This is a genomic window from Lysinibacillus sp. NPDC097279, assembly GCF_044761745.1.
Taxonomy (GTDB): domain Bacteria; phylum Bacillota; class Bacilli; order Bacillales_A; family Planococcaceae; genus Lysinibacillus.
Window position 1 is genome coordinate 611,284 of the sequence record NZ_JBIWDA010000001.1, and the last position, 23,985, is coordinate 635,268.

A 23,985-nucleotide genomic window follows, 5' to 3' on the forward strand; every position below is an offset into this window, starting at 1 on the left:
AGGTGATTCGAATGCGAAAAATATATTTAGTTGGCTTTATGGGCTGCGGGAAAAGTGCGTTAGGAAGAAGGTTAAGCTATTTATTAAAGTTACCGTACTATGATATGGATCATGAAATTGTCAGACAGCAGGGAATGACGATTCCACAGATTTTTGAGAAATATGGAGAGGCTCGTTTCCGTGAAATAGAAACGGAATTTTTGAAAAATTTCCGCGACGAGGCATGTATTATCTCTACAGGTGGCGGTGTAGCTGTAAATGGGGAAAATCGGAAAATTATGAAACGCAGTGGACTTGTATTCTTTTTAGATGCGACATTCGAAGATATTTATAAACGAATACAGCATGATCCAAATCGACCAATTGTACAAAGCTCAACAAAGGAACAGCTAGAAGAGCTGTATCATTACAGAAGAAAATTCTATCGTGAAGCAGGACATATTCAAGTTCTTACAGAAGGTAGAACAATTCGACACATTCTCGAGTATTTAGTATTTCAAGTAAAAAGATTGAAAAGCGAACGATGGTAAAAGTAAAAGACATTAATATTCGTCTTTTAAGTTAATTTAAAAAATGTTTGCCTTTTCAATACAATCAATGTTAGGATATAGACTAATAAGGTAACTTTTTGTACATTGAATACTAAATAGTACCAAGAGCAATCTTGGGCGGATGATTGTACGGGGAGAGCGCGTGTAGACGCCACCGAAGGAGCAAGTAGCAAAGGGCTATGAATCTCTCAGGTAAAAGGACTCGTACAAGACGCAACTCTGGAGAGAGCTGTAATACAACAGCCACCAAAGGGGAAAGCCTACTACCTGGCATTTTCGTTATGCGAGTTAGTTTGGTGTAACTTTCAGGTGCAAGGACAGAGAATCCCGAAAAGGGGTTCGTCTGTCTTTTTTTATGTCTAGACATTTGTCAAACGTACAATCGGCAAGTATGAATGCTTGCTACGTACATAGACTTATGCCCTTTAAGATGTCGAAAAAGCAGACGAACTACTACCAGTAAAAATGATACTAACAATAAGGAGGCAATAGTAATGACGAACGAATTAAAACGTACACCTCTATTTGACGAATATGCAAAGTATGGTGGTAAGACAATTGACTTCGGTGGATGGGAATTACCAGTACAATTCTCTTCTATTAAAGAAGAACATGATGCAGTGCGTAATCGTGCAGGCTTATTTGATGTGTCACACATGGGTGAAATTTTAGTAACTGGTTCTGAGGCTTTAGATTTTTTACAAAATCTGTTGTCAAATGACATTTCGAAAATTGCTACAGGTCAAGCGCAATACAATGCGATGTGCTATGAAGATGGTGGCGTTGTCGATGATTTATTAACTTATAAACTAGCAGACAATCATTATTTACTATGTGTCAATGCGGCAAATATAGAAAAAGATTATGACTGGATGATGGAAAACCAACATCAATATGATGTGACAGTTGACAATCAATCTAATTCATATGCTCAAATCGCTCTACAAGGGCCATTAGCTGAAGAGCTTCTTCAATCATTAACAGCAACGGATTTAAGTGCAATTAAATACTTCCGCTTCCAAGATGATGTAGAAATTGCAGGACATAAAGCATTAGTTTCTCGCAGTGGTTATACAGGAGAAGATGGCTTTGAACTTTATGGTGTTCCAGCAGACATTAAAGCATTGTGGGATATCATTTTAGAGGCTGGAAAAGACAAAGGCGTTGTGCCAGCAGGCTTAGGCTGCCGTGATACTCTACGCTTTGAAGCAGGACTGCCACTTTATGGGCAAGAACTATCTGCTACCATTTCACCACTTGAAGCGGGCATTGGCTTTGCTGTGAAATTAAATAAAGAAGACTTTATTGGTCATGATGCGTTAGTTGAGCAAAAAGAAAATGGATTAGCACGTAAAATTGTAGGTATTGAAATGATCGATAAAGGGATTCCACGTCATGGATACAAAGTGTTCAAAGATGGTAAAGAAATCGGTGAAGTGACAACAGGTACTCAGCTTCCTTCTTCTAAACGTAATGTTGGTAACGCATTAATTGACAGTCAATTCGCAACTATCGGAACTGAATTGGAAATTGAAATTCGTGGTAAGCACTTAAAAGTAGTGACAGTTGAAACACCGTTTTATAAGCGTTCAAAATAAAATTTGAAAAGAGGGACCTACATTTATGAAACATCGTTATTTACCAATGACGGAGCAAGACAAACAAGAAATGTTAGACGTAGTTGGTGTATCATCAGTCGATGAGTTATTCGAGGATATTCCAGAAAAAGTACGTTTCAAAGGCCTTTATGATATTAAAGAAGCAAAATCAGAATCTGCACTTTTAAAAGAATTAGCAGCCCTTGCTGCAAAAAATAATGATACGAATGCGAACGTATCATTCTTAGGCGCAGGTGTCTACAATCACTATAAACCGATTATTGTAGACCATGTCATTTCTCGTTCAGAGTTTTATACTGCGTACACACCATACCAACCTGAAATCTCACAAGGGGAATTACAAGCGATTTTTGAATTCCAAACAATGATTGCTGAGCTTACAGGAATGGATCTTGCAAACTCATCAATGTATGATGGCGGAACGGCACTAGCGGAAGCAGGTATGCTAGCTGCAGGACATACACGTCGTAAGAAAATTTTAGTATCTGAAACGGTTCACCCTGAATATCGTGATGTCGTTGCTACATATGCATACGGTCAATCAATTGACATCGTAACAATCCCTCATAAAGATGGTGTGACAGATGTTGAAGCTTTACAAGAGCTGATTGATGAAAATACAGCGGCTGTTATTGCACAATATCCAAACTTCTTTGGTCAAGTAGAGGATTTACAAGTAATCGGTGATATTGCACATGATGCAAAAAGTTTATTTGTTGTATCATCTAACCCACTAGCGCTTGGTATTTTAACACCTCCAGGTAAGCTTGGTGCAGATATTTGTGTTGGTGATGCACAAGTATTTGGTATTGCTGAAAGCTTCGGTGGTCCACACTGTGGTTACTTCGCGGTGACTACAAAATTAATGCGTAAAGTTCCTGGCCGACTTGTTGGTGAAACGGTAGATGGTGAAGGTCGCCGTGGTTATGTGTTAACGTTACAAGCACGTGAACAACATATCCGTCGTGATAAAGCTACATCTAACATTTGTTCAAACCAAGCACTTTTAGCACTTGCAGCTTCTGTTGCAATGACAGCTTTAGGAAAGCAAGGCGTTCGAGAAATGGCTACGCAAAATATTGCGAAAACACGCTACGCAAAAAATGCCTTTGAAGCGGCAGGCTTTACCGTTGCATTCCAAGGTGCGCACTTTAACGAAATCGTTGTGAAAACAAATAAATGCGTGAAAGAAATCAATAAAGGCTTAATTAAAAAAGGTATTATCGGCGGTTATCCATTAGGTCAAACTTACGATTCACTTAAACAACATGTACTAATCGCTGTAACAGAATTACGCACGAAGGAAGAAATTGATGCACTTGTTGCAGAAATGGGGGCTCTCAATGCATAACGAAAATCAATCACTCATTTTTGAAATTACAAAAGAAGGTCGCGTAGGGTATAGCCTAGAAGCTTTAGATGTACCAGAAGTTGATCTTGCAGATTTACTTCCTGCAAACCTAATTCGTGAAGAAGCAGCTGAGTTACCAGAAGTTGCGGAACTTGATATTATGCGTCACTATACTGCACTTTCTCGTCGTAATCACGGTGTAGACTCTGGTTTCTATCCACTTGGTTCATGTACGATGAAATATAACCCAAAAATTAATGAATCAGTTGCACGTTTTTCTGGTTTTGCTAATGTTCATCCATTACAAGATGAATCAACAGTACAAGGGGCAATGGAGCTTCTTTATGAACTTCAAACATCTTTAGTAGAAATTACAGGAATGGATGAAGTGACATTACAACCAGCTGCAGGTGCCCATGGCGAATGGACGGCATTAATGATGATTCGTGCTTTCCATGAAGCGAATGGAGAAGGACATCGTAATAAAGTTATCGTTCCTGATTCAGCTCATGGTACGAATCCTGCATCAGCAACAGTTGCAGGCTTTGAAACTATTACAGTAAAATCTGATGAAAATGGTTTAGTAGACATCGAAGATTTACGTAAAGTAGTAGGTTCAGATACAGCGGCATTAATGCTAACAAACCCAAATACGCTTGGTCTATTTGAAGAAAATATTATCGAAATGGCAGAGCTTATCCATGAAGTTGGCGGTAAAGTATACTATGACGGCGCTAACTTAAATGCGGTTATGAGTAAAGCACGTCCTGGCGATATGGGCTTTGACTGTGTACACTTAAACTTACACAAAACATTTACAGGTCCACACGGTGGTGGTGGACCAGGTTCAGGTCCAGTAGGTGTAAAAGCTGATTTGATTCCGTTCCTACCAAAACCAGTACTTGTCAGAACAGAAGAAGGTTCATACCATTTCGATTATGACCGTCCACAATCAATCGGTCGCGTAAAACCTTACTATGGTAACTTCGGTATTAACGTACGTGCATATACGTATATTCGTACAATGGGTCCAGATGGCTTAAAAGCTGTCACAGAATATGCGGTACTAAACGCAAACTACATGATGCGTCGCCTAGAGCCATTCTATGATTTACCATATAACCGTCACTGTAAGCATGAATTTGTGCTATCTGGTCGTCGTCAAAAGAAACTTGGCGTTCGTACATTAGATATTGCAAAACGTCTGTTAGACTTTGGCTACCATCCACCAACAACGTACTTCCCACTAAACGTGGAAGAGGCGTTAATGATCGAGCCTACAGAAACAGAATCAAAAGAAACATTAGATGCATTCTGCGACATTATGATTCAAATTGCGAAAGAAGCAGAAGAAAATCCTTCTATCGTACAAGAAGCACCACATACAACAGTCGTTACTCGTTTAGACGAAACACGCGCTGCTCGTACACCAGTGCTTCGCTATCAAAAAGCATAATAATACACAATGCCCGACCAGTATTTTACTATACTGATCGGGCATTTTTTTGTGTTTGAGGAAAATTGAAGTTACTAGAAAAAGAGAAAAATATTATTTCTATGAAACTTATTCTAGTAGAATATTTTGATAAAAATATCTCGGATGTAGTGAAATTTCGAAAAAAATTTATTATTTTATAGAAAAAAACACCATTGTATAATATACGTAAAATTTAATACTTTCATTGGGAGGTCTATATGTCAATTAATACTAACTTTAATCAGCAACATTCTACTCATGTATCTGTGAAAAGATTTAGTAGCACTAATCCATTAATTGCTACATCAAACCAAAACAATGATAAAAGCATTAAAAATTTTGCCATGCCACAGCGTGACACCGTTGCTATTTCCAGTGAAGCAAGAAATATGCTACTGGCAGTTCGTGCTTCTGCAAAACCTACCTCATGGGTGGATACAGCTTTGAACTGGGCAAAATCTACTGTTAGTTGGCTTAAAAGAGCTGGTCAATTTGCAGTAGATGCAGCTAAAGAAGGTATAGACTTTTTAGTACTGGATGATGTAAGAACGATTTTCAACCCGAATGCTGGTATTACAGAAAAAGGGATAGCTTTAGTTTCTCTCTTTCCAGCGGGGAAAGTGGTTAAATCAGGAAAATTATTCGCACTATTGAAGAAAGCAGGGAAATCCGCTGAAATTGATGCCTTTGCAGGTCTAGGTAAAATTCAAAAGTTTAATGCTAAAGGTATTTTATTAGATGGAGATAACCGTACAGGTTGGGAGCACATTTACAAAAGACATGTTGCAGGCACTACTGCAAATAGAGGTACAACATTATTCCCTAAAGCACTCGGAGATGCACAGATTAAAAATTTAATTATGGAATCATTAGAAAAAGGAACTTTAGAAAGTACTCATTTTGATGGTACAAAAATTTACAATTACCGTCCAAGAAAATATGGAATTTCTGAGATGACAACAATTGTCACGAAAGATAATATTATCAGAACATCGTATCCTAATCGTGGCACATCGGTAATAAAATAATAAAGGAGTGCTTAAATATGAAAATTAGATTTGATTTAGAAGAAGATGATGTATCGGTTCTAAAAAATAAAAATGTTCGTGCAGATTATTATCTTGATAGCTATTTAGAAGTATTTGCACTTGAAAATAATAAGAATATTTTTCTCTTCTCCACAACGTTGCATAGTACAATCATTATTACATTTAGTCGACAATTAATTGAGTTACATCGAACGAGTAAGAAACAGGTTCTTGATACTTTTGGAAATGCGAATGTCTATACCTTTAAAAAAGTAGGGAATTATATGGTGATCACAAATTTTGATGTCTTTTCTAATTCAGAAGAATGGGAATATACCTTTGATTTTAAGGCATTTGTGAAAGCTTATACGAAAGAATTACGACGACATTTGGGAAATTTGGTAGTAAAAGATGCGAATATTATAAAACGTCCAAACTTTGTTCTACTTAGACAAGGATTAAACGAACTAGACGCTATTCTACAAGAGAAATAAATTGGTGAGGTACTATTAAAATGAAAATTAGATTTGATCTAGAAGAAGATGATGTATCGGTTCTTCAAAATAAAACCGTCCATGCAGATTATTATCTCGACAGCTATTTAGAAGTATTTATAATTGAAAATAATAAAGAAATTTTACTCTTCTCCACAACAATACACAGTACAATTATTATTACATTCAGTCAACAATTATTAGAGTTATATCAAACAGGTAAGAAACTCATTCTTGATACTTTTGGAAATGCGAACGTCTATACCTTTAAAAAAGCTGGAAATAATGTCTTTATTACAAATTTTAGTGTATTTTCTAATTCTGAAGAATGGCAATATACCTTTGAGTTTAAAGCATTTTTGAAGGCTTATACGAAAGGGTTACGTCAACATTTACAAAATTTAATAGGAAAAGATGCGAATATTGTAAAACGCCCAGACTTTATCTTATTGAGGGAAAAATTAATGAACTTAGAAGAGGTTGTCCACAGGAAATAATATAGAGAGAATAATGAAAATTAGATATAAGAGAAATAATATGGAGAGGTACTCTAAACATGAAAATTAGATTTGATCTAGAAGAAGATGATGTATCGGTTCTTCAAAATAAAAATGTCCATGCAGATTTTTATCTCGACAGCTATTTAGAAGTATTTGTAATTGAAAATAATAAAGAAACTTTACTCTTCTCCACAACGTTGCACAGTACAATAGTGATTGAATTTAATCACCTATTGCTTGATTTATATCAAACGGGTGAGGAGCGAGTTCTTGATACTTTTGGTAATGCGAATGTCTATACTTATAAAAAAGAGGGGGAAAATATAGTCATTACAAATTTTGATGAGTTTTCGGATGCACAAGAATGGCAATATATATTTGATTTTATGGAATTTACGAAGGCTTATACAAAAGAGCTGAAACGATATTTACAGGCGATGGTAGCAAAAGAACCAAACAATATGAAACGTCCAAACTTTAAGTTATTGAGCCAAGGATTAGCCGCATTAGAAGCTATAGTTGGGCAAAATAATTTGAAGAGATAAGCAAACAAAGAAAATTAGATTCGATAGTGAAAATAATGAAATGAATAAACAGCGTCCGATTGTTACTTATCGGACGTTTTTTATTTTATAGGATAGAAAACGCATGTTATGGGGGTGGAAGTTTCACATCCAACGATTATTTATTAAAAGGTGTATTTTTATATAATTGCTTTAATTTGTATTTTAGTTAAAATAATTACATATTGAGATAGCGTTCTATTTTATGATTATTGTTTTAAGAGCAACAAAATTTGATGAAAGGGAGGAAAAATGAGAATGTCTGTGGCTCAATGTGAAGTAAGCTTACCTGTACATAGTATTCTTCATGATACATATCAAACAAAAGAAGTAATTGCTACTAGTAAATTATCTATTGTTTATTTGGCGGAAACAATCAATGAAGACAGGCAGGTAACGATTAAAGAGTTTTTCCCACAGGAACTTGCGTTACGGGATTTAGATAATAGAGCAGTGATAAATCGTTTGCCATCTACAAAAACAAAATTTGAGGATTTAAAAGCAACTTTTCTAAACGAAGCCATCATCATGAAGCAAATAAGTCATCGAAATATTGTCAATTTTATAGACTTTTTTGAGGAGAATGGAACGCTATATATCATAATGGATTATTATGAAGGCAAGTTATTAGATCATTATTTAAAAGATATTTCACTTAATAATAGGGAGCAATTATACACTAGTATTTTTCTGCCGTTAATTGATGCGTTAAGTTATCTACATAAACAAGGTATTCTACATCGAGACATTAAACCAAGTAATATTATGATCGATTTAGAGGGTAATCCATTTTTACTAGACTTTGGATCTGCGATTTTTTATAAAAATGCCAAAGAATATCAAATTTTTATAAGCCCTGGGTACACTCCTCTTGAGCAATATTCAAATGTCTCTGTACAAGGGGTCTATACAGATATGTATAGTTTAGCCGCAACTTTTTATTATTTAGTAACAAATATGGTTCCACCTGATATTTCACAGAGGCTAATTGAGGATAATATTGATCATATAAGAAAATATAATAAAAGGGTAACTATGCTTTTAGCCCATACGATCATGTGGGGAATGGCTTTACAGGTAAAAAAAAGATGCCCTTCTTTAAAAGTTATGAAATGCATTATTCTATTTGAAGAATTTGTCAATAGAATAAGGAACTATTTTAAGGTAAATAATACAAAATAACCAATAAAATGGGATGTATAATCCGATACTATCATTTTACAGTGTAACTAGGAACTAACTTAAACAGCTAAAGGCGTATTTAATATACACTTTAGGCTGTTTTTTTTAATAAAAAAAATGAATAATTACACTTTTTTTTGGAGAAATATCATAAAATTTATAATGTCGCATTTTTATCGAAAAACCATTAGTATCCTATAATTTACATAATATTCTATTGTAAATATTGACAATAAAATTAGATATTGTATAGTTACTTTGTGATACATAATGTCATTTGTGATGTAGATAAAATAGTAATAAAATTTCAACTTCAGTTTTAAGGAAACTGTATTTTATTTTACTTTAGTTAGTATTTTATTACTTAAAAGTAAATTAAAGTTTGTGTTCACTAATGATTATGCTTACTCGAATTTATTATAAAAAGGAGGGATGGCTGTAGGTTATACAGCCGAAAAAATGGAGATTATTAATCAAACAAACAGAACAATGCTCTTTGAGGAAATCAATCCGGAAAAGCTGGATTTGATTACATTAGTGGGGGACGTAAAAGGAATTGATAGTCTAAGCGATGAAAAAGTGAAAGAAATTAATCAATACCTTCTTGTCAAAAGCTTTGACGAATTTTTAGATAAGTTCTCTCCAACCGTCTATTCGTTCTACAATGCTGCAAATCAGAAAGTAATGTATACGCTGAAAAAACCTGAAGGCATTCAAGACGATTGTATTTCCGAAATCGCAATCGATCAAAACAATGATTTTTTAAAGATGCTATTTACCCTCATTGATACAAAACGAAGCCAAGGAATAACGAATGTAGACTTTAAATTTGAAAATTTACTAGATATGATTTCCCCTAAAAAGGTAATGGACGATATTCGCCAAGTAAGAAAAGAAATTCATTATTTATATGGCGAATATGACAAGTTAGACGAAGGCGATCCAAAAAAGCTGGATACAGGGGATAAGTTAAATCTTATGTTCGAAGTAGCTAGCCGAAATTATAACAATGTTATGGCCATGTTGCCGTTAGCAATTGAAGATATTAAAACAAGACTATTATTAGGGGCAAATCAAGAGGAAAACGAATCCGAAAAGCTGCAAATCGGAACCCTAACAATTGGTGATACGGGTGAACTTAAAATTATTGAGGCACCTCAAACGAATACTTCTGAGTTGATGGTTATTGAAGACAATAGTAACTATGGTTTGAGTACCGTATTTGAGGAAGACTATGAGGCGATAACAGAATCACCATCTTCCTACGTAAAGGATTTAGTCGTAAGAACATTCTCGCCATTGCCATCTGTAAGAGCAGAATTTGACGTTGAAACAGAGGTGCAAAATTACAATACATACTTAGAATTCTATAAGGATGCTAAGGATGAATTTGTAAAGACAGTGAAGCCATTAGTTGAAAAACTAATAGGTGTCAAAATGTATTTTGATCAATATGCGACAAAAAATAAAGGTATGCAACCTTCGTTATTAGTGACAAATGCAAAATTGGATATGCTCGTTAAGAGTAATAATTTACCAAGGTTGCGGACGTATTTAAATACAGTCAATTCAAAAAATGATTTCACAGATACTGTATGGTATGGCATCGTTCCAGCCATTGAACTTGAAGCATCTGGAAAAATGAAAGTTAGTAGATCTCGCTTTAAAGGAAATGAAAAGGTTGCAAAGCAAGAAGGTAACACGATGGAATCCTTATCTAGTCTTCTAGATACAGTAAAAGATTATAAAGTCCAAATATTCTTTAACTTTATGACGGAAGAAGAAACTACTTTCAACGGCATTGCAACAGCAGGCATTGATCGCCTTATCGATAAATGCTCGGTGCTCCTTCGAAAAGATTACAGTGAATTTGCGATTCCTTGCTTACCGAATTTTACAATTATTCCGAAAGACAAGTCTGGCGTAGTAATTGATACAAGGATGCAAACAACCGAAAATGGTGCGCGCCTATCGAAAGAAAAGGAAGATATACTCAAGCTTTGGATAGAAGGCGTATATGTAGGTGCTAGCTATGTGGCAGCAGGGATAGTGTCTGCTTATCAATGTCCTGAATATTTGAAGGAGTCATTCCGAAATGTGAAAAGAAGTTATCCAGGTGTACGCTTTGATATTGAAGCGGGTGATAACGCATTAAGAGCTGTCACAACAATGGCAAAAGAAATTTCTGGATTTACGAACAATATTAAAGATGCGATTAATAGCCGAAGCTTTGGTTTTGTATTTTCTTCAGAAAATGCACAGCTACAGGATAAAGATATTAAGCGTATTACAGTGTATAAAGCAAGAAGCTTAGCGATGGAAGAGGATGGATTTGATTCAATCTACAAAACACAAGTGAGTACGTATATTGAAAGAATTCTACGATTCCAATCAGGGGACTTTAAGCATGAAAACATTGTTCGATTCTTTAGTAATAATCCAAGCAGCCAAAAAAGTAAGTGGTTGAATGATAAAGGCTATGTAAACTCCGTTATCCATGATGGTGATGACATTGGCTACATTATTGATGAAAAAACAAGCTTATGCCAAATTGATCTCGTATTTAACGGCAATGTGAAAAATCTTGAAGTGATGATTACTAAAGGTACAAGTGCTGTGAAAGCTTAAAAATTACCATTACAGACTGCATACAACGATTTTAGAATTGTATGTTTAAGATTTGTTTTTAAATAAATCTTTTAACATAAATATGAATGATCTTGACGTACTGACTTGATGAAATATATACATATTTCTCGTTGAAATTCTTTCAAAATTTATGCGAGAAATGAAGTCAGCTAGAAACATGGTCATTTTATCAAGTTCAGTAAACGAGTACATTCAAAAAATATTAGGAGGGAAATAAGAATGGGTTTTGTATTAAAAGTAGAAGGATCAGAAGCAATTGAATTAGGTTTAGAAAGCATTATGACAGTGGAGTATGAAACAGATACTCCAAATGACTCGAACGCTCGTTCAACAGATGTTGGAGCAACGTTAAAAGTTAAGGGGAAAATCCTTACTGCGACAGACGGCGATAATTCAGATGATACGATGAAATTAGGATTATGGTCATTAGTCCCTGCTGAAAAGGCAGACTGTTACCGTAAAGTAACACTAGAAGTTATTTCAGCTGATCAAGTAGTAAGAAAAATCCATTTCCCAAATGCCTTTGTTGTTGACTATTCAGAAAGATATGGCGACACAGAAGGGATCGGAGAATTCTACTTATTCATTAAGCAGAAGAAAGATAAAACAGATCTTGCGAAAATCGAAGGCGGCTACGCTGTTTAAGTAGAAGTTTGATAGGTTACAACACATTATCTAAGGGACTATATAGTTCCTTAGATAATTTTGAATAATCCTAATACAGGGGATGAAAAATAGTGAAAAATCATTATGAAATTTTAGGTGTTAGCAGACAAGCAACACAAGACCAAATTAAGCTCGCATATAGGAAATTATCGAAAAAACATCATCCTGACGTAAGTGGAGGCAATAAAGAGTCGGAGCAAATCTTTTTAGACGTACAGGAGGCCTATAAAGTATTAAAGGATACGTCGTCTAGAGAAGCATATGATGTACGTCTTGATGGTGCAGCGCAAAGCGGTGGGCAAACATTCGAACAGGCAACGAAAACGAAAGATCGAACAACTACCCATAAGCAAGAGTTTAATATGAACGATATCGAGAAAAACTTTGAGCATTTTTTTGGTTTTAATCCAAAAACGAAGGAAACGTCGTCAACACTTCATAAAACAGCAAAGAAAAACCCTCTAGATACAACGGAATTATTCGAACGATTTTTTAACAAGTAAAACCTTAGCGTGGAGGAGCGTGCTTTCGTGAATGACATAAAAAATGCAATGGAAGTAAATACACACAATGCCAATAACCAAATGATAATAAAAATTATCGATATTATCATTGTGATCATTGCCTTCTTTTTTATTTTATATGTATTTGTTATGAATCAAAATTTTCTTTTGAAAACAATCATTGGCACGATGATGGTCATCATTGTCCTTGTTTATGGATTAATAAAATATGAAGCAAAAGAGACAATCTATGAATTTACAGATACGAACATTCAGAAAATTGTATTACTGAACGAACGTGGAGCAGAAATTGAAGAGTGGCTGTTAGAAGGAAAAACCTCATTGCTCATTGGGAAGAGCTCAACTGAACGAGAGGTAGATATAGATTTAAATGGCACAGAATACGAATCGCTCATAAATTACGAGCATGCTGTTTTAAATTGTGTATCCGATATGTGGTACATAGAAGATATTGACTCTGTGAACGGAGTAGGTATTAAAAAAGCGCATAAGCGTGTGAAAAGTAGTTTAAAACAGGAAAGCCCTTATCGATTAAATAGTGGAGATATTATATACATAGCAAATACTAGAATTTTAGCAAAATAAAGAAAAGCTAGATTCGTAACGAAGATGGAGGATAACAATATGAGTTTGATTAGATGCACGAATGGTCACATGTTTAGTTCAAGAAGACATAGAAATGTTTGTCCTTATTGCAATGTCATGGTAGAGCAAGAACCAAGAGTAACGACGGCTACGGCTGTTGCAGAAGTGGATGATAAAACGATGCCCTATCTTGGCGAAATGGATGGGATTGACCCTGTCACAGGATGGTTAGTTTGTATTGAAGGACCTCCAATGGGACGAGATTATCGGATTTTATCTGAAAAGAACTTTATCGGACGAGCAGAAGATATGCATATCCGCATTATTGGCGACAATAGCATTTCGAAACGTAATCATGCAGTTATTGTCTATGACCCTAAAAAAAGAAACTTCTATTTGCTGCCTGGGGATGCATCAGGTTTAGCTTATTTAAATAATGAAGCGGTTTATACACCAACAGAGTTAGCAGCATATGACGTTATACAGCTTGGTACAAGTATGTTTCTATTTATTCCTCTATGTGGTGTGCATTTTGAATGGGAAAACAACCAAAGCGAGGAATGATGAAAAATGGATCAGACACTACTATCTTACATGATTGCACTTGCTTTCATCATTGTCATCATCGCCTTACTTATACTGCGCAAAATACTAATGCATAAAAAAGAAACGACCAAAATTGCGATTGGAAATGGGCAAACCATCGGCAGGCGAGATGAACAGGATGACTATTTTTCGACTGTTGAAACACCCGTTGGCACGATGGCGGTTCTTGCTGATGGCATCAGTGGATTAGCAAATGGCAGAATGGCTAGCACAGTTGCAGTTACGACATTTATTCATAAGTTTATGAAGCTAACTAGTATAGCAAATATTCGATCTTATTTTAAGGAAACGGCCTTAACGAGCAATGGCATGATTCTAGAAAATTTAAATGGCTCTAATGGTGGAACTACATTAGTAGCGGCAGTTATTGATGAGCATGGTTACTTACATTGGGGGGCTGTCGGGGATAGTGTAATTTCAATCTTTCGAAATGGGGAATTCATCGCAATCAATCAAAAACATATTTTTGAATCAGTATTAAAGGAACGCTATATTTCAGGGGAAATTTCTCAATTAGAGGTGCAAGAAAACCCACTGAAAAAGAGACTGATCAATTATTTAGGTTACGAAGGATTTAAAAATCTAGATATAGGAGAGAAACCTATTCAGCTAAGAAACGGTGACAAGGTTTGTCTATTCAGTGATGGTGTCTACGATACTTTAACAGAGGTAGAATTGGAAAAAATGCTTTCGCAGCATGCCCCACCCTATGATATTGCGCAAGACATTATTAAAGCCGTGGAACAAAAACGCTTAAAAAATCAAGACAATGCTACAATCGTAATTTTAGAAAAAACATGGTAACCCGTTTAGGTTAAGGAGGTGGAATGATGAGAAAGGAAAACAGCGACTTTAAAACAAGCTTTCTATCGGAAGCAGGCTCTTTTATGCAAAATAAAGATTACTTTGCCTATGCTGAGCTAGATGATGTTGCTTGTTGGGTGGCGGTCAAAGGGTTGGATTCCGATCAAGAAATCAATAGTGCAGAACTAGCGGTCAAAGGTATTCTCGAAAAATTTATGGAAAAGCCGTCAATGTCCAGAAGAGCAATTAAAAAATATTTAAAAAATGCGCAAGCTATCATGCAAGCACAAAGCTTAAGGGTTCGGTTGAAGGCTAGTATTGTAATGGTTGTATCCGATTACTCAAAAATGATTGTTGCAGTTGCAGGAAATTCGAGGCTTTATCATTTTCGTAATGGCACTTTAACGTATAAAAGCACTGATCAAAGTTTAGCACAGGAAATCGTTAATAGTAGGGATCGTTCGCTCGATATAAGCCAGCATGAGGAAAGAAGCAACTTACTCAATTATCTTGGGAAGCCGAATGATTTTACGCCATTTATTTCGAAGAAAATGAAGTTAATCGATGGCGATGTATTAGTGCTTAGCACAGCAGGCTTTTGGGAAGATGTCAGTGAAATTGAAATGGCAGATGCTTTGGAGGAAACGAAAGATCCTGAGCAATACACTGATTTATTAGAAGAAGTGCTTCTAAGTAGGCAAAGGAAAGTCGTCAATAATTACACTATCGCCGCTATATTTGTTAACAAGGTTTATCAGGAAACAAATAAGAAAAAAATGAAATACATTAAAATGATTGCGGCTGCATTAGTCGTAACTTTAGTTGTTGGTGGTAGTACGATTTTTTATCAGGCAAAGCAAGCGAAAAAAATGGCAGAACTCACGATTGAGATGAAGGATCATGAAAAGAGTGGCAACCTATATTTCCAAGACGGCAATTACGACAAGGCGCTTCTTGAATATAGTGAGGGCAGAAATGCGGCCAAAAAATTGAAGGATCCAATACATAGAAATTTACTCGCGAAAAAGTTAAGAATTACGGACCTAATCATCAATGGCGATAAATCAGCCGAGGCGGGGAAATTTACAGAAGCGCTTGAACAATATGAAAAGGCAAAAAAAGAAGGCAAGCTTATTAAAAACTTTGGAAAAGAAGTAACGGAACAACGCATCGCCAATATGGATACCATTGTACAAATTGCTGAAACAGTAAAGGATGGAGATCTTCAATTTGATGCAGAAGATTACAATGGAGCCCTTGGAAACTATCAAAAAGCAAGAAAAAAAGCCCTAGCAATCTCATTTACGGGCGAGCCTCAAATAAAAACTAAAATTGAAGAAACAGAAGCTAAAATTGCCGAATTGAAAAAGGCACAGAAAGAATTGCAAGCTGAAGGATTAGAAAAAAATGGCGATCAAAGCTATGCGCGCTTAGATTATGAGAAAGCAATTGAATCGTACACATTGGCTCAAGAAATTTATCAGGAAACGGAACTAATCGCAAAAGTTTTAGGGCTTGAGCGAAAAATTATGAATGCCAATGATAAATTAAACCCTACTCCTCAAGCTGCTACAAGCGACCCGTCTTTTGAAGCGGCACTTCCTATGGAGACAGGGCCAGCAAGCGGTGAACCATCCGATGCAGAAGTGATGAAAGAGGGAAAATAAATTGATAAAAGAGCTCATGATTGAACGGTTACGCAAAATTGAAGATTTGGAGCAACGTCAACTACTAAAAGATATTGTAAGTGGCGTTTTTGTAAATTTAATCGACTATCAGGAGGAAATGAACAACAAGCTTGAAGAGCGTGTTTTTAATGAGATGGAAGATGTGGAGAATCGATTTGATATTTTTGTAACGCTTAGTCATCAGGAGGATATTGATCCAATTCATCAATGTTTATTTCCGATGAGACCAGCTGATTTAGAAAGTAAAACAATTCAACTAAATAAATTGCTGCAATCGCTTGAACGCAATGAACAAGCTGTACTGTTTTCATTATTTCTCACATGTGATTCGGTCCAAATTCAGCAGTTACTAGCTGAGGAACGGTTGTTTAACGGAACCATTGTAACGACAGCAGGACCAATATCGATTCAAGTTAGCCTTACAAGAAATACTGACTATTTGCAAGAAATCAACAAGCTATATCCGATCTTTCAAATAAATGGATTGCCATGGAAAACAATCAATCACCCATTCGCCTATAAGTTTTTTAATGTCAAGTTAGTGAAATGTTCCCCTTTGAACGAGGATGCGGAAATTACTCAAATTATTGTTGATTTAGAAGAGTATGAGGTAAACAAACGACTGAATGTAGTACCGCTTTGGAATATTGAACGGCATGAAGTCAAAAATATTGGGTTTCCTGTGCCAGCAATCGATAAGGTGAATTATGAGCATGTCCTTTCATTTCGGAAAATGGGAAATGAACATGGCTATCTTGTAGAAGCAGATGGGGAGAATGTTCGCTACATCAAACGAACAGACAATGAATTAACGGTTGTTTCGCCACAAGATAAGTCAGGGATTTGGAAGCTATTAAAAGTAGTGAAAATGGAAGAAGAAAAGCTAGGTAAGTTAAATTACGAGCTTGTTTCCAATCGGCGAATAGAGCATTTTACGACTAAATTTGCTAGTAAGCATTCTTCAAATGTCAAAACGAAGGGGGAAATTATTCGGATGGTAAACACCTTCGATGCGGCAAATAAATTTGAGCTTGTTGATATTGAAATAGTCAATTCATTTTTAGAAGCAAGCTTTACCTACTGTGCGAACCCTTTCATAACAGAGATGCTAGGCGAACGTAGCCATAAAAAAATAATGCTTTTAAAGTTTAAGGCAAAAGAGGAAAAAGACTTTTTAGCGAATGATATTTTAAGCTTCTTAGTATCAGAAGTACAACGACATTTCTTTGAATATAAATGTGTAGGTGTTTGGCTATGAATTATATTTGGGATTTGCTTATTAAAGCCGAAGATGAAGGGCTTTCTAAAAAGGATATTTATTTTTACCTTGCTGAAACGTATTCGCCCTATATGGAGCTTAGTCTTCCTATTTTAAATGCACAGTATGTGGAACAGCATGTTGAGGTGAATCCATATTACCGCTATTTTGGCATTTTTAACAACTTGTTTCATCCTGATAATTATTCAGATAGAGAATTTAGAGAATACCTTTTCGACATCGTTTTGCATTTCTTAGCCGAAATTGATCGGATGCAAGGAATGAACACAATGGAGTTTTATATTCGCTTTATTTTAAAAGATATGGAAGCCAATGTATTTGGTAATGTAGTGCGTCGAAATATTCATGCCTTTTCAAAAAAGGAGCAAGAAATTGTTGTACTGAACATACTAAAGCTTTACCAGACAGGTGAAGAAATTTACTTATTAAAGGACACTTTAACAAGGCTCTTTAAAGGTTGCTTGATTTATTTAAAATCCGAGGAGCAGGATGAACTGCTTATTTATATAAGTCAAAAGAAGACACAACAAAATGAGCAAAAAGTGCAGCTTATACAAGAAATCTTTTTGCCGATTGGTTTTCAATTAGAGGTTTATTGGCAATATCACTTCGGCATCATTGATGCAGAGCAAACGATGATGCTAGATCGCATAGCTCTATACTAAACGGGGCAAAAGGAGGGATTTGGAATGACGACTAAATATTCATATAAGCTGAATGTGAATAATCGCTTTGCAGAAAAAAAGTATATGACATTTACACGTGTAGAGCTAATGGAAATGACCACATTTCAGCTTCGAAATATCTGTTATAAGGAAAAACTTGTGACTGGGCTTATTAATACACTAACGAGAGACGAGTTAATCGACAAAATTTTAAGATATCGTGGGGCCGAAGAAAACCTTCTTATTAAAGAAAGCAAAGACGGGGGATTTGAAAGAGTCGAAGCGGCTATGCAAACCTATTTAAAAACACCTATGTCAGACAATGGTGAAATAAAAATTCCTGCCAAAATGAGCTTATATAGCGGTATGAAAATGGATAAGCCAGATCAGTATTATGTAGAAACAGGTGGGTTTCTAGTTGAATCGAATGTCTTGCTCGTAAATGATGAGTTACAACTTTGCGCCATCCTGAATGTCATAAAGGATGACCAGCGCCCTAACAAATATTATTTTGCTGCAGATGAAGCAATAGGAATTCAGAAGACAAAAAATAAGAACTACAGCTTTATTTTTTTACGAAAGCAAGATTCAGAATATATTTATAAAACTTACTATCAGGAGACCCCACTTCCGCCGACAAACCTTCACTACTATAAAGTACCAATACAAGATTTAGAGATAAAGCAACTAGAAACAACCAATGCGATTCTTGCTATCGACTTTGGCACGACGAATACAACTGCGGGTGTTTATTTAGAAAATGATTATGTGTCCTCGCCTTGTAGCCATGATTTATTAAATAACAGAATTCAGCTAAACAGCATCAATTTTGTGCAATTTCCAGACCCGCTCCACCAAAATGAATGGATTGAAGTTGTCCCAACAGTGATGACAGTGGCAGATTGTTCAAATCAAGACCAAGTGAGCTATTACTACGGCTATGAAGCATTAAAAATGATGAAAAAGAATAGCTATACGTCATTAGCAACGAAATTCCAAGGCATCAAACGGTGGGTAAGTAACTATACAAAATCAGAAGAGATCATGGATGCAAACGGCAATACAGCACTTGTGCCACGAAGCCAAATTTTAAGGGAATTTATGCTTTATATTATTCGAATGGCAGAACATCAATTTAAATGTCGCTTTACGCATTTACATATTTCTAGTCCTGTAAAGCTGAAAACACAATTTTTAGATATGTTTCAGGCGATTTTACCTGAATACAATATCGAAACAGAGCATGCACTCGATGAAGGGATGGCAGTTCTTTATAATACAATCGCCAATCAAATAGAGAATAATAGCTTTTTAGATGAAAAGGAATATAAAGCACTCGTCATTGATTGTGGTGGTGGAACAACAGACCTTTCATCGTGTAAGTTCCGCATAGAGGACGGGCATATTTCATACAAAATCGATATTCATACAACCTATGAAAATGGTGATACCAATTTTGGTGGCAACAATATTACATATCGCATTTTTCAATTTATGAAGATTGTTTTTGCAAACTATTATAGCCGAGGAAAAAATGCCTATGACATTGATGCATTAATTGATATTCCAGGAAAAGATATTTACCGATATGTAGACGATCATGGCGTAGATGCTGTTTACGAGCAATTTGAAAAAGCCTTTTCAGATGCCGAGTATATTATTCCGACACGCTTTAAGGAATATGAAAATCGCACACGTGATGAATACTTACGTGTACGTAATAATTATTATTTCTTATGGGAAATGGCGGAGGAAATGAAGAAGGAATTTTTCCGCAAAACAGGCATTTTACGCAGCCGCTTTTATTCGGAAAACGATTTGCAGCAGGACAGTGACTTGAATGTAACGGCTGTTGATCGATGGTGCCTATCATTAGTAGAAAACAATCAATTCAAAGATGTGTATGATTATCCGAACGTCTTTTTTAATATTAAGGAAATTAACCATCTAATTAAAGCGGATATTTATGATATTGTGCGAGAGTTTTTAGAAGAGTTTTACGAAAATGGACTTCTCAGTGAATATTCCATTATTAAGCTAACAGGCCAATCGTGTAAAATTGATGCTTTTCGCGAGGCTTTAAAGGAGTTTGTACCAGGACGAAGCATTGAATTTAGACAGAAGGCTGAAAATATTGGGAAAGTGCCAGAGTTAAAGCTAGCTTGCTTAAGAGGAGCACTTCGTTATTTAAATGCGAAGAAGATAGGCATGATTGAAACAACCGTGACGAATCATGCACCTGTCGTACCTTATGCAGTAAGTGCCTTTACCCATAATCGTCAGGAAAAACTTTTGATTAGCAGTTTAGAGCGACTTAACCAAATTCATGGCACCATTTCTCGACCATGGGGTGTAACGGAAGTTGAATTCTTCCTAACAGGTACCGACAATCAATCATCCTATAAATACAATTACGTTAATCGCCAGGAAGAGTATGTGCCTGTTCTTTATGACAATATAGCGGCTAATTATCAACATAAAATTCCACAGGACGAGACAGATTCCATTATGAATGGGGAAGTGAAATTTTTTGTCTTCGCAGGAGAAGATCACTGGGGTTTCCATGTCGTCCCTGTTGCTAGACGTGAAGAACAACTGTATATCGGCAAAAAGGAATTCTTTGCCTTTGAAACGGATTTATCAGAGTTGGATTTCTTTGACGGCTTAAAGTAAGGAAAGCGCACAAAAGTGAAAACAAGAATAGAGGTGGATGACAGCTTGTTTGCCAATCAATATCCACATTTTCAAAAAGGTCGCATTTTAAAGCGAGAAATGCTGGAAAATTTACGAGATTTCCCAAGAGATTTTTTAGATATTTATTTTCAAGATTATTCAAACGGCATTATTGCAGGTGCCAAAATCACTGTAGCGGATACACTGCTAATCATTTCAAACGGCATTATGAAGCATAATGGCAGACTCTATATGCTAACGAATAGCTTTGAGCTCCCTTATGAAGCAACAGGAAATGAAACAATCTTAAAAGTACGATTTGCTGAAGAAGTAAATGACTTAGATTTTAGCAAACATACATCACAGATTGTCTTAGATGATTCGTTAGAGCTTGCACATAATGAGCTAGAATTAGCGCGCTTTAAATTAAAGTTAGGTGCTAAGCTGCGCTCACAGCATATCGATTTTTTCGACTTTGCTACTGAATTCAACACAGTGAATTATCTTCACTGCCAGTATGCAGGCTTACAAAAAAGCACATACCACCCACTGATTTTGCAATATTTTGCACGCGAGCTGTTAAAAAATCGACCAACCAATCCGTATGATATAGCCTTTGCCATGGAGTGCATCAATCAGGAGCGGGTGCAACGAGATGCGATTGATTTCTATATTTGCAATCGGCTAGAGCTAGACTATCAATCACTAACGAATAGTCAAATTCATAAATACTTGAATCGTATTTTAATGGAAGCTAAAGGTGGTGGTCGGATGAAAGGACTCAGTCAAGGACGACCGAAGCGTGTGATCGTTGACTAGTTAGTAGTCTGCAAGCATTTTTTACAAGATTGAAAGAGAAGTTTTTGTTACAACAACAAAAGTGATGAGCAAGCAACAATGCATACTCAAAAGACTGTAAAAACAAAGGGGGCGAATAGAATGCATTTTATGGATGAAGAAATTATTGAAATGACGAAGCATGCAAGGCAAAAGAAACGAACGGAGAACATTGAAAACCAATTATTGCAAACGGATATTGTGAAAGCGATTCAAGCGGGTCAGCTTGCGATTGACGATGAAATAATTGAATTTGCAGAGCTTCCTTTTTACGACAATCAAATAAGGATGTGTATTCCTACAGACTTTGAAGAGATGGAACCCGATTTAAAGGATATTAAATACCCTTCAAGCCGTAGACCTGATTACATCTATACAAGCGAAAGTACGTCCATTAACGTCACGATGAAAATAATGGAGCAACAGCTACAGGAAGAGGAATTAGAAGATTTTACAGAAACGATGATGACTATCCTACAAAAATTACAGCCAGATGCAGAAATGTTGGATATCGGCATGAAAGAAGTGAACGGACACCAAATTGGCTATTTTGATTTTATTTCGAAGGCACTGGATAACAAGATTTATAATTTAATGTTTTTGTTTATAGCAGGCGACAATGTGACAACTGGCTCAGTTAATTGCTTGAAAAAAGAAATGAATATTTGGCAACCGATTGCTTATGGCATGTTAGAAACAATCGCAATCGAAAGTAAATCATTAAATGGAGAAGGTGTTGTGTGATGGCAAAGGAAACAGCTTTGACGTATAAAGATATGATTGTGATGCCTTACAATATCCGCGTGAGTGAAATCGAAATGACACAACAAATGAATGAGCATGCAACATTGCGTTTAACAGGCGTCATTCCAGATGAAATGGAAGATTCTTACGTTTATATGACGGACGCAGAAACGGCCATTGAAGTACTGCAAATGGATAGTACGGGACAATCGACGCCTATTTTTAATGGACTAGCATTGGATGTACAAGTGAAATCGGTAATGGAGACGTATTATTTGGAGGTAAAGGCGGTTTCGCATACGTATGTGTTAGATGTGAAGAAGAAAAACCAAACGTACCAAAATGCCAAGATGCCCTATACCGAATTAATAAAGGAATGTATTGCCGATCAACCAGGCGCCGATTTTATGGATCATGTCACAAAAGGCGCTAGTATTGGTAACTTTACGATGCAATATTTAGAGACGGACTGGGAGTTTCTAAAACGCATGGCATCGCGATTTCATACAGGCTTAGTGCCAGACGCAGTTCATGGCGCCGCAAAGTTTTACTTCGGCGTACCGTTCCAAGCAGGTGCGGTGCAAAAAATGGATGCAATAAATTACCGTGTTAAAAAAGCAATCGGCAATTTCCTTATCTCAAGTAAAAATCATCTCGATAGTATTACCGATAGTGACTACATATACTATGAAGTAGAATCGCCGCAACTCTTCAAAATCGGCAATGAAGTTACGTTTCAATCAAAAAAACTATATGTTTTCAAAATTGTCTCCAAGCTTAAAAATGGCTTATTAAAACATATTTATACGCTCACACCTCAGAACGGCTTCAGTGTCCACACGACTTATAATCAAGCGATTATTGGTGCATCTATCCAAGGAAAAGTCATTGATGTGGCAGGGGACAAAATTCGTATACATGTTGATTTCGATGAGGGGCAAGAAAAAAATAAGGCGTACTGGTTTCCATACTCAACAATCTATGCATCAGAGGATAACACAGGTTGGTATTTTATGCCTGAATTATCTGACAATGTTAGAATCTACTTCCCAAGCAACCGTGAGGATGAAGGAATTGCCATTAGCTCTGTGTCCAAAGCAGCGCCACAATCTGGGGCAATGTTATCAGCAACGAATCCTTCTAGTCAGGGGGGAGGAGGCGGTGCTTCACCACCCGAAGATAGCCGCCAAGATCCAGGGCGCATGGCTGATCCTGATGTAAAAACACTTAGAACAAAGCATGGTAAACAAATTCTACTTGCACCTGATCGCATTGTTATTTCTGGAGGAGGGTTAATGATTACACTGATGGATGATAACGGTATTTCAATTATTAGTGATAAAAATATTAACTTAAAAGCAACAGATAAAGTCGTGATAAATGCTAAGCAAATTATGATAAATGCCAATGAGAAAATTGAGATGACATGTAAAGACAATTCAATCAAGATGGAAGACAAAATGGAGATTAAAGGAACTGAAGTACGTGCAAATTAGTGAG

General features: G+C 36.1%; 22 protein-coding genes and 1 riboswitch. All 22 genes read left to right on the forward strand.

Annotated features, from left to right (window positions below; translation table 11 throughout):
• Positions 1-11: 11 nt before the first annotated feature.
• The 22 genes from ACIQ1H_RS02930 to ACIQ1H_RS03035 all read left to right on the forward strand — a co-directional run bounded on the left by ACIQ1H_RS02930 (position 12) and on the right by ACIQ1H_RS03035 (position 23,981).
• Positions 12-530 (forward strand): shikimate kinase, encoded by a 519-nt coding sequence (locus ACIQ1H_RS02930; RefSeq protein ID WP_172771989.1) that lies wholly within the window; start codon positions 12-14, stop codon positions 528-530.
• Between the two features lie 142 nt (positions 531-672).
• Positions 673-765: riboswitch (glycine riboswitch) on the forward strand.
• 280 nt (positions 766-1,045) lie between these two features.
• Complete coding sequence (gene gcvT, locus ACIQ1H_RS02935; protein ID WP_402886389.1) at positions 1,046-2,149, forward strand: glycine cleavage system aminomethyltransferase GcvT; 1,104 nt, start codon at positions 1,046-1,048, stop codon at positions 2,147-2,149.
• Between the two features lie 25 nt (positions 2,150-2,174).
• A complete protein-coding gene (gene gcvPA / locus ACIQ1H_RS02940; protein ID WP_402886391.1) occupies positions 2,175-3,521 on the forward strand; it encodes an aminomethyl-transferring glycine dehydrogenase subunit GcvPA in 1,347 nt (448 codons plus the stop codon).
• Positions 3,514-4,977, forward strand: coding sequence for an aminomethyl-transferring glycine dehydrogenase subunit GcvPB (gcvPB, locus tag ACIQ1H_RS02945; protein WP_402886392.1), 1,464 nt, complete (start codon positions 3,514-3,516; stop codon positions 4,975-4,977). Before gcvPA ends, gcvPB begins: the two co-directional genes overlap by 8 nt.
• 239 nt (positions 4,978-5,216) lie before the next feature.
• The gene (locus tag ACIQ1H_RS02950) at positions 5,217-6,026 is read left to right on the forward strand and encodes a hypothetical protein (RefSeq protein WP_402886393.1); all 810 of its coding nucleotides are present in this window, start codon (positions 5,217-5,219) and stop codon (positions 6,024-6,026) included.
• 17 nt (positions 6,027-6,043) lie between these two features.
• The gene (locus ACIQ1H_RS02955; RefSeq protein ID WP_402886395.1) at positions 6,044-6,520 is read left to right on the forward strand and encodes a hypothetical protein; all 477 of its coding nucleotides are present in this window, start codon (positions 6,044-6,046) and stop codon (positions 6,518-6,520) included.
• Positions 6,521-6,540: 20 nt separating this feature from the next.
• Positions 6,541-7,017 (forward strand): hypothetical protein, encoded by a 477-nt coding sequence (locus ACIQ1H_RS02960; protein WP_402886397.1) that lies wholly within the window; start codon positions 6,541-6,543, stop codon positions 7,015-7,017.
• Positions 7,018-7,076: 59 nt separating this feature from the next.
• Positions 7,077-7,565, forward strand: a complete 489-nt coding sequence (locus ACIQ1H_RS02965; protein WP_402886399.1) for a hypothetical protein — start codon at positions 7,077-7,079, stop codon at positions 7,563-7,565.
• Between the two features lie 276 nt (positions 7,566-7,841).
• A complete protein-coding gene (locus tag ACIQ1H_RS02970; protein WP_402886401.1) occupies positions 7,842-8,765 on the forward strand; it encodes a serine/threonine-protein kinase in 924 nt (307 codons plus the stop codon).
• A 459-nt stretch (positions 8,766-9,224) separates the two neighbouring features.
• Positions 9,225-11,393: a transcriptional regulator gene (locus ACIQ1H_RS02975; protein ID WP_402888531.1), complete on the forward strand. Its 2,169-nt coding sequence runs from the start codon at positions 9,225-9,227 to the stop codon at positions 11,391-11,393.
• 240 nt (positions 11,394-11,633) lie between these two features.
• A complete protein-coding gene (locus tag ACIQ1H_RS02980; protein ID WP_025219974.1) occupies positions 11,634-12,059 on the forward strand; it encodes a hypothetical protein in 426 nt (141 codons plus the stop codon).
• 92 nt (positions 12,060-12,151) lie between these two features.
• Positions 12,152-12,583, forward strand: a complete 432-nt coding sequence (locus tag ACIQ1H_RS02985; RefSeq protein WP_402886403.1) for a DnaJ domain-containing protein — start codon at positions 12,152-12,154, stop codon at positions 12,581-12,583.
• A 27-nt stretch (positions 12,584-12,610) separates the two neighbouring features.
• Positions 12,611-13,189: an FHA domain-containing protein gene (locus tag ACIQ1H_RS02990; RefSeq protein WP_337980822.1), complete on the forward strand. Its 579-nt coding sequence runs from the start codon at positions 12,611-12,613 to the stop codon at positions 13,187-13,189.
• 39 nt (positions 13,190-13,228) lie between these two features.
• Positions 13,229-13,753 carry an FHA domain-containing protein gene (locus tag ACIQ1H_RS02995; protein ID WP_172771983.1) on the forward strand — a complete coding sequence of 175 codons (525 nt, stop codon included), beginning with the start codon at positions 13,229-13,231 and terminating at the stop codon, positions 13,751-13,753.
• A gap of 6 nt (positions 13,754-13,759) precedes the next feature.
• Entirely contained in the window at positions 13,760-14,599 is an 840-nt protein-coding gene (locus ACIQ1H_RS03000; protein WP_402886406.1) for a PP2C family protein-serine/threonine phosphatase, read from the forward strand.
• 26 nt (positions 14,600-14,625) lie between these two features.
• A complete protein-coding gene (locus ACIQ1H_RS03005) occupies positions 14,626-16,266 on the forward strand; it encodes a PP2C family protein-serine/threonine phosphatase (RefSeq protein WP_402886408.1) in 1,641 nt (546 codons plus the stop codon).
• Position 16,267: 1 nt separating this feature from the next.
• Positions 16,268-17,545, forward strand: coding sequence for a normocyte-binding protein (locus ACIQ1H_RS03010; RefSeq protein WP_402886410.1), 1,278 nt, complete (start codon positions 16,268-16,270; stop codon positions 17,543-17,545).
• Positions 17,536-18,231 carry an iron-dependent peroxidase gene (locus ACIQ1H_RS03015; protein WP_402886412.1) on the forward strand — a complete coding sequence of 232 codons (696 nt, stop codon included), beginning with the start codon at positions 17,536-17,538 and terminating at the stop codon, positions 18,229-18,231. The genes ACIQ1H_RS03010 and ACIQ1H_RS03015 overlap by 10 nt, the downstream gene beginning before the upstream one ends.
• Before the next feature lie 24 nt (positions 18,232-18,255).
• Positions 18,256-20,904 (forward strand): molecular chaperone, encoded by a 2,649-nt coding sequence (locus tag ACIQ1H_RS03020; protein ID WP_402886414.1) that lies wholly within the window; start codon positions 18,256-18,258, stop codon positions 20,902-20,904.
• Between the two features lie 45 nt (positions 20,905-20,949).
• Positions 20,950-21,723 (forward strand): DNA and RNA helicase, encoded by a 774-nt coding sequence (locus ACIQ1H_RS03025; RefSeq protein ID WP_402888533.1) that lies wholly within the window; start codon positions 20,950-20,952, stop codon positions 21,721-21,723.
• 120 nt (positions 21,724-21,843) lie between these two features.
• Positions 21,844-22,485 (forward strand): hypothetical protein, encoded by a 642-nt coding sequence (locus ACIQ1H_RS03030; protein ID WP_402886415.1) that lies wholly within the window; start codon positions 21,844-21,846, stop codon positions 22,483-22,485.
• Entirely contained in the window at positions 22,485-23,981 is a 1,497-nt protein-coding gene (locus ACIQ1H_RS03035) for a phage baseplate assembly protein V (protein ID WP_402886417.1), read from the forward strand. Before ACIQ1H_RS03030 ends, ACIQ1H_RS03035 begins: the two co-directional genes overlap by 1 nt.
• Positions 23,982-23,985: the final 4 nt, after the last annotated feature.